The organism is Pseudoalteromonas sp. SG43-3 (assembly GCF_014164385.1).
Taxonomy (GTDB): Bacteria; Pseudomonadota; Gammaproteobacteria; order Enterobacterales; family Alteromonadaceae; genus Pseudoalteromonas; species Pseudoalteromonas distincta.
Genome location: NZ_JACJFC010000005.1, coordinates 148,345 through 160,646, shown reverse-complemented (window position 1 = coordinate 160,646; position 12,302 = coordinate 148,345). Strand labels below are relative to the sequence as shown.

Sequence of the window (12,302 nt, the reverse complement as noted above, 5' to 3'; positions counted from 1 at the left end):
CTCTAGTTTACTCATGATAACTTTACTGCTCACTTTTGTGGGTCAGGCAGTTGCGTCTGTAGCTATGGTATGCGAAATGCCACATTTGCCAATGAAAACAGCAACGCATGCCCAAATGCCAATGACACACAGTAGTGATGCAACAGCTGTTGCTAGCATGTCTGAAAATATGATGCAGATGGATTGTTGCGACGACGAAAGTACGCCACAAAATGATTGCAAATGCCCTATCAGTGGCTGCGCTGCTAATTCAATGCTTAATGTTGATACTTTATTTAGCGTTACTTTACTTGAATCTGAAAAAGTAAATATAAGTGTATTTACTACACAAATTAATATACCTCGTTCACTTTACCGCCCTCCTATGTCTGCTTAATAGCAGGATAGGTGTAATATCAATTTTATTGAAAACATGCTCATTCTAGGAACTAAATACCTCTCTAACTGCGTTAAAAATTACTTATATAAAGCAACTATACTGCGTAATTTTTTCCTTGTTATAGAGCAATTTTCCTACCGCAATAATAGATCATTAATTCAATGCAATTGATATAAAAGGTTTTTGTAAAACTCCTAAACACCTTTTTTGCTTCCTAATTTAAGAATTTCTTTTATTTTTAGATGGAGCAGGTGATGAACCACGCTGTAAGTATTAAAGCCGTATTATGTAGTGTTGTGTTTTTTAGCACAGCTGTTAATGCGCAAAACAATTCAAATAACCTAAATATCGATACGCTAAAGCAAGCCCGCAATGAGCAAACGCTTAGCTTAACGCAAGCGCTTAATTATGCACTAACGCATGAGCCATGGCTAAAAGCGAGTGGCTACCAAGAAGATGCCGCAATAGCACAAAGTATTGCCGCAGGCACCTTACCCGATCCTGTTTTAACGGTTGGCTTACTTAACTTACCTACTAACGGTTATGCGTTTGATCAAGAAGGGATGACGCAGCTTAAAGTCGATTTGAGCCAAAAGTTTAGCCGAGGGAATAGTTTAGCGCTTAAACAAAAGGCATTAGCTCAGTCTGCTCAACAATATTCTTGGCAGCGCGCCGATCGCTTAGCACAAGTAAAAGCAATTGTGATTGAGTCGTGGTTAAACGCGTATCGTGCTCAGCGAAGTATTGCTTTAATTGAGCAAGATAAAGGGCTATTTACTCAGCTTATTGAAGTTACCGAAGCAAGCTACGCAAGTACCTTAGGTAAAACACGCCAGCAAGATATTATTCGTGCGCAATTAGAGCTCACTCGCCTTGAAGATAAGCTGGTTATGCTTGAGCAGCAATTTGAAAGTGCTAAAAACCGTTTAGCACAGTGGTTACCTATGAATATGCTTATGCAGCCCTTAAATGCCGAATTTACTAAAACCACAGGGCTGGTTGATTTTGCAAACCTTGAATTTGATAAATTAATACAGTTGCTTATGGCGCATCCCGCAATTATTGCGATAGAAAAAACCGTCACCGCAAAGCAAACCGAAGTTGCACTCGCCAAGCAAAGTTACAAACCTCAAATGGGCGTTAATGTGGGTTATGGTTACCGAGATGATACGCCTATGGGGGAGTCGCGAGCTGATTTACTTTCAGTAGGATTTAGCATTGATTTGCCATTGTTTACTGATAACAGACAAGATCAACAGGTTAAATCGGCTATTGCTAGTGCAGAAGCTACTAAAACACAAAAGCTGGTGGCGCTTCAAAAACTCAAAGGCATGTACTTTAAGGAGTTTAGCCAACTCGCTCGTTTGCAAAAACGCGATGCGCTTTATCAAAATACGTTATTACCGCAAATGTCAGAGCAATCTCAAGCAACACTTAATGCTTATACGCGCGACGATGGGGATTTTTCTGACGTGATGCGCGCGCGCATTGGTGAACTTAACGCCAAAATAGACGCGCTTAATATTCAAGTAGAGCAGCATATTATTACCGCTCGCCTTAATTATTATGCAAGTAGCTTAGACCCCCAAGTAATGAGCGAGCAAACTGGAGAATTACATAATGAATACTAATTTAAAGTTACTTGTTGCTGCCTTAGTTGGTGCGGTCGCATTTGCGTTAATTGGCGCCTTAGTGATGCAGTTTTTACCTAGCAGCTCGGAAATGAATGAACAGCAAAGTGCTGAAAAACAGCCCTTATATTGGGTAGCCCCTATGGATAGTAATTACAGGCGTGACGCGCCAGGGCTGTCGCCAATGGGAATGGATTTAGTCCCTGTATATGAAAACGATAGCAACGCTCAGGATGGACCAAGTGCAGTAACTATTTCGCCTGCAGTCATTAATAACTTGGGTGTAAGAACTGCCAAAGTAGAGCTTAAAACACTTCACAGCGATATAAATACTGTGGGGTATGTGCAATATAACCAAGACCAACTTATTCACATTCATCCGCGTGTAGAGGGCTGGATTGAAAGCTTGTACGTTAAAGCGCAAGGAGCACAAGTTAAAGCCGGTGAGCCTTTATATACTTTGTATTCACCACAATTGGTGAATGCACAGGAAGAGTTTTTATTGGCGGTTAATCGTAATAATACCGTGTTAATTCGCGCAGCAAAGGCACGTTTAGAGTCGTTAAATGTGTCTGATGGATTTATTGAACGTTTACAAAAAAATAAAAAGATAATGCAAAATATTACTTTTTACGCAAAGCAAAGTGGTGTGGTAGATGAGCTAACAGTACGAGAAGGCTTTTACGTTAAACCAGGCACATCAATGATGAGTATTGCTCAGCTTGATGAAATTTGGGTAGAGGCAGAAGTATTCGAGCGCCAATCAGAACAAGTGAGCGTGGGCTTGCCCGTTACAATGACGCTTGATTACTTAAAAGGTCAAAAGTGGGAAGGTAAGGTTGATTACATTTACCCCGCGCTTGATGCTAAAAACCGAACTTTGCGTGTAAGGCTTAGGTTTGAAAATGCAGATCATCGGTTAAAACCAAATATGTTTGCACAAGTGAGCATTCACGCTAAAGCGAGTAAGGCGCAATTTACAGTACCAAAAGAAGCGGTAATTCGCACGCAGCATCAAAACCGTGTAGTTATTGCATTAGGTGAGGGTCGTTTTAAATCGGTAGAAGTCGAAGTTGGGCAAATTAATAGTAATGAAGCGGTCATTTTGTCAGGTGTAATGACAGGTGACACGGTAGTGACCTCAGCGCAATTTTTAATAGATTCTGAGTCAAGTAAGAGCTCCGACTTTAAACGAATGGAAATGCCTAGTTCTAGCATTGGCTCAGGTATGAGTTCGGATTCTGGTTCAGACTCAAATATGAACATGGATATACAGCCACAAAGCGCCACGGTTAACGGCACTATTAATGCCATAGATACACAAAATCGCATTATTAATATTAGTCGAGAGGCCATTGAAAAATGGAATCGAGAACCCGCCACAATGGACTTTGTATTAGCGCCAGATATTGATATTACCAAGTTTGAAAATGCCCAGTATATTAATTTTACTTTTAGCATTATTAATGATGGATTTGTAATTACTAACGCGCAAAACGCAGAGCCGATTGATCATTCTACTATGCAACCTATGCAACCTATGCAACACAGTTCTCACTAGGAGCCATTATGATAACTGCCATTATTCGCTGGTCTGTTGGCAATCGCTTTTTTGTGTTGTTGCTTACATTAATTTTACTGGGTGGAGGATTGTTTGCACTAAAAAATACGCCCGTGGATGCCTTACCTGACTTATCTGATGTTCAGGTCATTATAAAAACTACTTACCCGGGGCAAGCGCCGCAAGTAGTGCAAGACCAAGTTACATTTCCGCTCACCACTGCAATGCTTTCTGTGCCGGGTGCACAAACTGTAAGGGGTTTTTCGTTTTTTGGTGACTCGTACGTTTACGTTATTTTTGACGAAAAAACTGATTTGTATTGGGCGCGTAGCCGAGTACAAGAATACCTAAGCCAAGCAGCAAACCGATTGCCCGATAGCGCTACGCCAGAGCTTGGCCCTGATGCAACAGGCGTAGGTTGGATTTACTTATACGCACTAATTGATAAAACAAATAAACACGATATTAGTCAGCTACGAAGCTTACAAGATTGGTTTTTAAAGTTTGAGCTACAAACTGTGCCCGGTGTATCTGAAGTGGCTGCTGTTGGTGGCATGGTTAAGCAATACCAAGTCAATGTAGAGCCTGATAAATTACGAGCATATGGTATCCCGCTTAGCCTTATTCAAACGGCGATTCAACAAGGCAACCAAGAGATGGGCGCCTCGGTAGTTGAAATGGCTGAAGCTGAATACATGGTAACAAGCACAGGCTACATTAAAAGTGTTGCCGACCTAGAAGCTATTCCGCTTGGTGTAAACGCTAATGGTACTGCGCTGCAATTGCGTGATGTAGCCGATATTAGAGTCGGGCCGCAAATGCGCCGTGGTATTGCAGAGCTTAATGGCGAAGGCGAAGTAACCGGCGGCATCGTTATTATGCGCTATGGCGAAAATGCACAAAAAACCATTGAGCTGGTAAAAGCAAAATTAGAATCGCTTAAAAAGGGATTACCAGAGGGCGTTGAAATAGTCCCTGTGTACGATCGCTCCAACTTAATAAATAACGCAGTAGATAATCTAACAAGTAAGCTAATTGAAGAGCTGATTGTAGTTGCTTTAGTGTGTGTGGTGTTTTTGTTTCATATGCGCTCATCATTGGTGGCGATTATTACGTTACCGCTTGGGATTTTAACGGCATTTATAATTATGTATTGGCAGGGGATTAACGCCAATATTATGTCTTTAGGGGGAATTGCAATAGCGATAGGCGCAATGACCGACGGCGCTATCGTCATGATTGAAAATATGCACAAACATATGGAAAAAACGCCACTTACCAACGAAAACCGCTGGGAAGTTGTGGCTAAATCGGCGAGTGAAGTGGGTCCTGCATTATTTTTTAGTTTATTAATTATTACCGTCAGCTTTATGCCGGTATTTATTTTAGAAGCGCAAGAAGGGCGTATGTTTGCGCCACTGGCTTACACTAAAACCTATGCTATGGCAGCGTCTGCTGGGCTTGCGATTACCTTAGTGCCGGTATTAATGGGTTACTTTATTAGAGGTAAAGTTATTTCGGAGCAAAAAAATCCAGTTAACCGATTACTCGTCGCAGCGTATCGCCCACTACTTAACTGGGTGCTTAAATTTCCAAAAATGACATTGGTACTCGCGGTGGTTGTTTCTGTTATTGGCTTTTACCCGGTAAACAAAATAGGCAGTGAATTTATTCCGCCACTTGATGAGGGCGACTTAATGTATATGCCCACAACGTATCCTGGTTTATCGGTAGGTAAAGCGCGCGAAATACTACAGCAAACCGACAAGCTAATTGCCACAGTACCCGAGGTTAAAACAGTATTTGGTAAAGTTGGGCGAGCAGAAACTGCAACAGATCCTGCGCCGCTTACAATGATAGAGACGTTTATTCAGCTAAAACCAAAAAACGAATGGCGCGAGGGTATGACGCTTGAAAAACTTAAAAAAGAACTCGACGGTTTGGTTAAGTTTCCGGGGTTGACGAATGCGTGGGTAATGCCAATTAAAACACGTATTGATATGCTCGCAACCGGTATTAAAACCCCTGTGGGCATTAAAGTTGCGGGACCAAAGTTGAGTGAAATTCAAAAAATTGGTCAACAAATAGAAGTGCTTTTAAAAGATGTGCAAGGCACTGCATCGGTTTACTCAGAGCGAGTAGCCGGTGGGCGTTATATAAAAGTAGATATAAACCGAGAAAAAGCGGCGCGTTATAGCTTAAATATTAGCGACATACAGCAAGTTGTATCTACTGCAATAGGTGGTACAAACGTAACACAAACGGTAGAAGGGCAAGAGCGCTACCCAGTTAATTTGCGTTACCCGCAAGCATACAGAGACTCGCCAGAAGAGCTAATGTTGTTACCTATTGTAACGCCTACAGGGCAGCGTATAGCACTTGGTGATGTAGCTGATGTATTTATTGAAGATGGACCGCCTGGTATAAAAAGCGAAAATGCACGTTTAAACGGTTGGAGTTTTATTGATATAGATGGCGTTGATATTGGTACTTACGTTGAGCACGCTCAGCAAGTGCTCGATAAGGACCTAATACTACCTGCTGGCTACTCAATTACGTGGGCTGGGCAGTATGAATACATGCAGCGCGCTAAAGACAAACTGACTTATGTATTACCACTTACATTAGCGATTATTATTGTGTTGCTTTATCTTAATTTTAGAAGCTTTGCTGAGGTCACTATTATTATGGCTACTTTGCCACTGGCAATGATTGGTGGCGTATGGCTAATGTATTTAGAGGGCTTTAACTTTTCAGTTGCAGTGGGTGTAGGTTTTATTGCCTTAGCTGGGGTAGCGGTAGAAATTGGGGTCATTATGTTGGTGTATTTAAACCAAGCCTATCAAGAAAAATGCATCGAAGCAGAGCAGGCAGATAAGCCACTTAGTTTAGTGCAATTACAGCAAGCTATTATTGAAGGTGCAGGGCTTCGAGTACGCCCGGTTATGATGACTGTCGCGACAATTATTATTGGCTTGCTACCTGTGCTGTATGGCACAGGCACCGGAAGCGAAGTAATGAGTCGAATAGCTGCACCTATGGTTGGCGGTATGGGCAGTGCAATTGTACTCACCTTACTTGTTATTCCTGCGGTTTACCTACTGTGGCGCAAACAAGGACTTAAATAATATAAAGCAACAAGACGATAGAGCAGTGCGGTTACTACCCACGCATTGCTCTATAAAAATTACCTATAATTTGTAAGTTATTCTATTAAATTGCTAACTAATATCCATTTTAAAATTAACCTTCTGTTTTTAAATGGTTTTTTAATTGGCACGCTTTACGCAGTGTAGTACCTATACAGTCAACTAAGTAAGGAATGCACATGCAAGTTAAAACAATTAAAGAGGTATACGATTGGACCGTTTTGTTTCATACGCAAATGGCGGCTAATTTTCATAGCGTAAAGGATTTACTCGATGAACATAATGCAATGCTGGTGGACTACTACCTAAATTACGAAAAAAAACTCGCTGAAGATTTAGTCGGGTTTAAAGCGATAACCGAAATAAATACGCTCGATACGTACTGTTATGAATACTTTGCTAAAAATCCTGAGCTAATTACTTTCGAAGACATTAGTAAAGACCAGCAATTTGATGAGAAAGTTATTCAAGCTTATTTATCAGAGCAGCATCAAAAGGTAATTGAATTATACGAATACTTACTTGAGCGCGCTGAAACTCAAAGTGGCCAAGAAAAGCTGCAACAAATACTAGAGCTGGAAAAGCAAGGTATAAAGCAAATGATGCAAAGTACGAATCGTCATATGGATATGTAGCTTTATAAGATAACTATTCAAAATAGCCGATGCTTGCATCGGCTTATTTTATGTCTGCGTTAAATAACCCGCAGAGGGCTTTGATAAACTGGCTAAAATAATATGCGTGTCAACAGTGTGGCACGCACCTAGGGAGATCAAACTTCTTCTGTATCTACAATTAAATCACTTGTTATTGATTCCAATGCTTCAATGACTTCATCTTTATTCATACCATTGGGTAAAGTAACGGTAGCAACAGCGCTAAAAATAGGCACCCCCCAATTAGGCGCACTTTGCTGCCTTGAATTTAAATGAGTAATGTTAGCGCCTTTGTGGCGTATTACACTCGCCAACTCTTGAACAATACCTGGGCGATCGTTACCTGTTATAACCAGATTGATTTGTTCTAATGTTGATGGTTCAATTTCTGTGTTTCCGGTTTCAATTCGAACGTCTAACTTAGGTAACTTATTTAAAGCGCTTTGTAATGATTGAAAGTGTTCCTCAGCAACTTCAAGTTGAATAATACCTGCAAAATGACCTAATAAATGGCTTAAGTTACTGCTTAGCCAGTTGCCATGATTTTGTAACACGACGGATGAGATACTCTCTACTAAACCAGGGCGATCTTGCCCTAGAATAGTTATAACCAACTGCTTCATAAATAATTCTCTTTTTAAGCCCAAAGAAAGTAAATGCATAGGCATTAAGTGTATTGTCTAATCTAAATTGTGTATTGTTGCACTTTTATAAATCGTTGATTCTAAAATAATAAAATTGAATGTGGTTGTGTTGACTATACGCGGTATTAATAGTCATTCTTATTTAGTAAGTACTCTTTTAGTATTGACCTCGATAAATGCTTTGTCCAATTATTTTATAATTTAGTTCACTTAAAAATCATCTATATGAGACTTATTTAGCGATTTTCTTCGCTAGTTTTATTTAAAACCGTTTTAACGTGCTTATTATTACTGCTGTAACATTACTGTCATCTTGATGAAATATAATTTATAGAACGTTAAGATTTAAGGGTGTTTTGATGACTTCAAATCCGAATAAACCGACTTTTAATACGGATCGAAGCCGTCTATTTAAAGATCGGTTTGCCAAATTTGGTATAACCGCAGGTGGGATAATGGTATTGGTAGCACTGCTATTAATATTCTTTTACCTTCTTTATGTAGTACAGCCAATTTTTGAATCAGCAAAAGTAGAAAAACGCGATAGCTTTCAGGTCGCTAATTCGCAGCAAATAGCAGGCCTAGGTGTAGAAGAGCAAACTGAAGTTGCTTATTTACTCAGTCAGCAAGGTCAGGTTGATTTTTACAGTGTGCAAGATGGCAGCTTTGGTAAAAAGCTTAAAACATTAAACGCCGAGCTACCAAGTGATGCAACAAGCTTTGCAACTAGCGCGCCTTTTCAAGGGTATTATGCGTTTGGTTTAAAAGATGGCACTGTAATGGTCGTAGCACCTAAATTTTTGGTCACCTTTCCTAATAATGAGCGTAAATTAACGCCTCGTTTAGACTTTCCTCTTGGGGAAATGGCTTTGGAAGTAGATGAACAAGGCTCAGCTATTAAACGCTTTGCATTTAGCCACTATGAAGACAGAACAGCTGTTGTCGCACTTACAGAAGACAAACGGGTGCTGTTTAGCAGTTTTGTTGCTGAAGAGAATATGTTTACTGGCGAAGTTGAGTGGGTTGTTGAGCGCACAGAGCTAGATGTTGAAGGGCGTGTAGATGAGCTATTAATGTCGCCAGATACAACCCGTACTTTTGTACGTTCTGCTAATCAAGTTTACGTATACGATACACGTGACCCAAGTGATGTAGAGCAAATTCAGCTACTTTCAGCTAACGAAGAAAATGCCAATATTGTATCTGCACAATTACTAGCAGGTGCAAACTCATTAATGCTTGCCAATGATAACGGCGAAGTTTCGCAGTGGTTTGAAGTTAACACTGACACTGGCCGCGAATATGAAAAAATACGTTCATTTGAAACGACTAAGCAAAGTAAATTAAATGTATTTACAGAGTTCTACCGTCGTACTTTTTTTACGACCAGCAGTAACGGTGAGCTTGGGGTGTACTACACAACAAGCGAAGCAAAATTATGGCAAGGTAAAGTAAGTGAAGGCGCAATACAAAACTTTGCAATTTCACCGCGTTCAAATGCTGCATTAATTTTGGCGGATAACAAACTAACAGTATTAGAAATACATAACGAGCATCCAGAAGTCACTTGGTCAGCGCTTTGGCAAGAAGTGTGGTACGAAGGTTACCCAGAGCCAGGTTATATATGGCAGTCAACATCAGCCAGTGATGACTTTGAATCTAAGTTTTCATTAGTGCCAATTTCGTTCGGTACATTAAAAGCAGCCCTTTATGCGATGTTATTTGCAGTGCCTATTGCGCTTTCGGCGGCAATTTACACGGCATACTTTATGTCGAGTAAATTACGTAAGGTAGTTAAGCCTACTGTTGAAATAATGGAAGCATTACCAACCGTTATTTTAGGTTTTTTAGCCGGTCTTTGGTTAGCTCCTTTGATAGAAGAGCACTTACCTGCAATTGTTGGGTTACTCATATTATTACCTTTAGGTATGTTAGCGACAGGTTTAGCTTGGACTAAATTACCAACCAAAATCCGTCATCGAATTCCTGAAGGATCTCATTCAATTATCCTTATTCCGGTCGTTTTACTTATTGGCTGGTTTTCGTTTGCGATGAGTGAATTTGTTGAGCTTTGGATGTTTGACGGCAATGTACGTCAGTACTTAACAAATGAGCTAGGTATGACATTCGATCAACGTAACTCGCTGGTTGTAGGTATTGCGATGGGGTTTGCAGTTATTCCAACTATATTCTCAATTGCAGAAGACGCCGTATTTAGTGTTCCAAAGCATTTATCAAATGGCTCATTAGCATTAGGTGCAACGCAGTGGCAAACACTAATACGTGTTGTATTACTAACAGCAAGCCCTGGTATTTTCTCTGCGGTAATGATGGGACTTGGCCGCGCCGTTGGCGAAACCATGATTGTACTTATGGCAACGGGTAATACACCTATTATGGATTGGAGCATCTTCCAAGGTATGCGTACGCTTGCAGCAAATATTGCAGTTGAAATGCCTGAGTCAGAAGTAGGTAGTTCGCACTATAGAATATTATTCTTAGCGGCCTTTGTACTATTCATATTCACATTCATTTTTAACACAGTCGCTGAGTTTGTTCGCCAGCAACTGCGTGAAAAATATAGCTCAATGTAAGCGGAGAGACATGACATGGTAAAGCAGTGGTTTAAGTCTGGTTCTCCTTGGATTTGGATGACCGGTGGTGCAGTGAGCATCAGTTTAATTTCAGTTCTAGGCTTATTAGCAATGATAGCCTGGAAAGGATTAAGTTTTTTCTGGCCTTCAGAAGTTGTGCAGTTTGAACTTGAAGGGTCAATTTCAAAACAAACCGTTATTGGCGAAGTTTATGACCGTGAATTAGTACCAAAAACGCGTTTAGCCGCGACAGGTATTGACGTTAGCGGATTTGAAAAAGAAGAAATAGAGCGCTTACTTATTAAAACAGGTAATCGTGAGTATGTAGATTTAGACTTTCGTTGGATATTAGAAACCGACATTAAAAATAAAACAACGCCTGCAACGCTTGCTGTATTTGAGCGTAGTAAAAACGGTAATTTTTATGGTTATGTTGAAAGTGTAATTAAAGATGGTAAACCAGTCGAAGGCGATAAAATTGAAGCTCTACATGAACTTGTAGAGCGTGCCGTGGATTTAAACGACGAAGCACTTGATTTACAAAATGGTGACATTGGGCATATTAACTATGAGCTTGAGCGTCTTCGTTTAAAAGAAAAGGGCTACTTACTAGATAACGCACTCACTGATGAACGTGTTGCTGAGCTTGCTCAAGAGCGTGCTGAATTACGTGCGCAGTATGGTGTACTTGAAAAAGATTTATTTGCACTACGTAAACAAGCTAAACGTGACCACGTAACTGTAAAAGATATGCGCGGTGAAGTAGTTACGATTCCAATGTATCAAGTACTTGATGTTTGGTTTCCAAATGATATGGGCTTTTTTGCAAAGCTAGGGCACTACTTTGTGCAGCTAGGTAAGTTTGTATCTGATGACCCACGTGAAGCAAATACAGAGGGCGGTGTTTTCCCTGCTATATTTGGTACTGTGTTTATGGTTATGCTGATGGCTGTAATAGTGACGCCGTTTGGTGTTGTTGCTGCAATTTACTTACACGAGTATGCCGCTAAAAATGCAGTCACTAAGATGATTCGTATTGCGGTGATTAACTTGGCCGGTGTGCCTTCAATTGTGTACGGTGTGTTTGGCCTCGGCTTTTTTGTATACATGTTAGGTGGTAGCTTAGACCAATTATTTTACCCTGAAGCGGCACCAACGCCAGTATTTGGTACGCCAGGTGTAATGTGGTCGGCGTTAACGCTTGCTATATTAACTTTGCCAGTTGTTATTGTATCGACTGAGGAAGGCTTATCTCGTATTCCAAGTACCGTACGTGACGGTTCACTAGCGCTTGGCGCAACAAAGGTTGAAACGTTATGGCGCATAATTATTCCAATGGCAAGCCCTGCAATTATGACTGGTTTAATACTGGCAGTTGCGCGTGCTGCAGGTGAAGTTGCACCATTAATGTTAGTAGGCGTTGTAAAAATGGCCCCTACATTACCACTTGATGGTAACTTCCCGTATTTTCACTTAGATAGAAAGTTCATGCACTTAGGCTTTCATATATACGATGTTGGCTTCCAAAGCCCTAATGTTGAAGCGGCACGTCCGCTGGTATACGCCACTGCCTTTTTATTGGTGTCGGTGATTATTACCCTAAACATAACGGCCATTGGTATACGTAACCATTTACGTGAAAAATTCAGATCGCTTGAACACTAATTAGTAAAGATTTTATAGGTAAC

General features: G+C 40.5%; 8 protein-coding genes. 7 read left to right on the top strand and 1 reads right to left on the bottom strand.

What is annotated here, in order from left to right; all coding sequences use genetic code 11:
- Window positions 1-13: 13 nt before the first annotated feature.
- The 5 genes from H5157_RS06325 (at window position 14) to H5157_RS06305 (ending at window position 7,355) form a co-directional block, all read left to right on the top strand.
- A complete protein-coding gene (locus H5157_RS06325) occupies window positions 14-376 on the top strand; it encodes a hypothetical protein (RefSeq protein ID WP_240915895.1) in 363 nt (120 codons plus the stop codon).
- 257 nt (window positions 377-633) lie between these two features.
- Complete coding sequence (locus H5157_RS06320) at window positions 634-2,010, top strand: TolC family protein (RefSeq protein WP_182724375.1); 1,377 nt, start codon at window positions 634-636, stop codon at window positions 2,008-2,010.
- Entirely contained in the window at window positions 2,000-3,571 is a 1,572-nt protein-coding gene (locus tag H5157_RS06315; protein ID WP_182724374.1) for an efflux RND transporter periplasmic adaptor subunit, read from the top strand. The genes H5157_RS06320 and H5157_RS06315 overlap by 11 nt, the downstream gene beginning before the upstream one ends.
- An 8-nt stretch (window positions 3,572-3,579) precedes the next feature.
- Window positions 3,580-6,699 (top strand): efflux RND transporter permease subunit, encoded by a 3,120-nt coding sequence (locus H5157_RS06310; protein ID WP_182724373.1) that lies wholly within the window; start codon window positions 3,580-3,582, stop codon window positions 6,697-6,699.
- A 200-nt stretch (window positions 6,700-6,899) separates the two neighbouring features.
- Window positions 6,900-7,355 carry a hypothetical protein gene (locus H5157_RS06305; RefSeq protein WP_002957844.1) on the top strand — a complete coding sequence of 152 codons (456 nt, stop codon included), beginning with the start codon at window positions 6,900-6,902 and terminating at the stop codon, window positions 7,353-7,355.
- Between the two features lie 137 nt (window positions 7,356-7,492).
- Here H5157_RS06305 and H5157_RS06300 read toward each other — a convergent pair whose 3' ends face one another.
- Complete coding sequence (locus H5157_RS06300) at window positions 7,493-7,999, bottom strand: glycine cleavage system protein R (protein WP_002957843.1); 507 nt, start codon at window positions 7,997-7,999, stop codon at window positions 7,493-7,495.
- Between the two features lie 380 nt (window positions 8,000-8,379).
- Between H5157_RS06300 and H5157_RS06295 the strand changes: the two genes are divergently transcribed.
- On the top strand, window positions 8,380-10,614 hold the full coding sequence (locus H5157_RS06295; protein ID WP_024597535.1) for an ABC transporter permease subunit: 2,235 nt from the start codon (window positions 8,380-8,382) through the stop codon (window positions 10,612-10,614).
- 15 nt (window positions 10,615-10,629) lie between these two features.
- Window positions 10,630-12,279, top strand: a complete 1,650-nt coding sequence (pstA, locus tag H5157_RS06290) for a phosphate ABC transporter permease PstA (RefSeq protein WP_002957841.1) — start codon at window positions 10,630-10,632, stop codon at window positions 12,277-12,279.
- Window positions 12,280-12,302 lie beyond the last annotated feature (23 nt).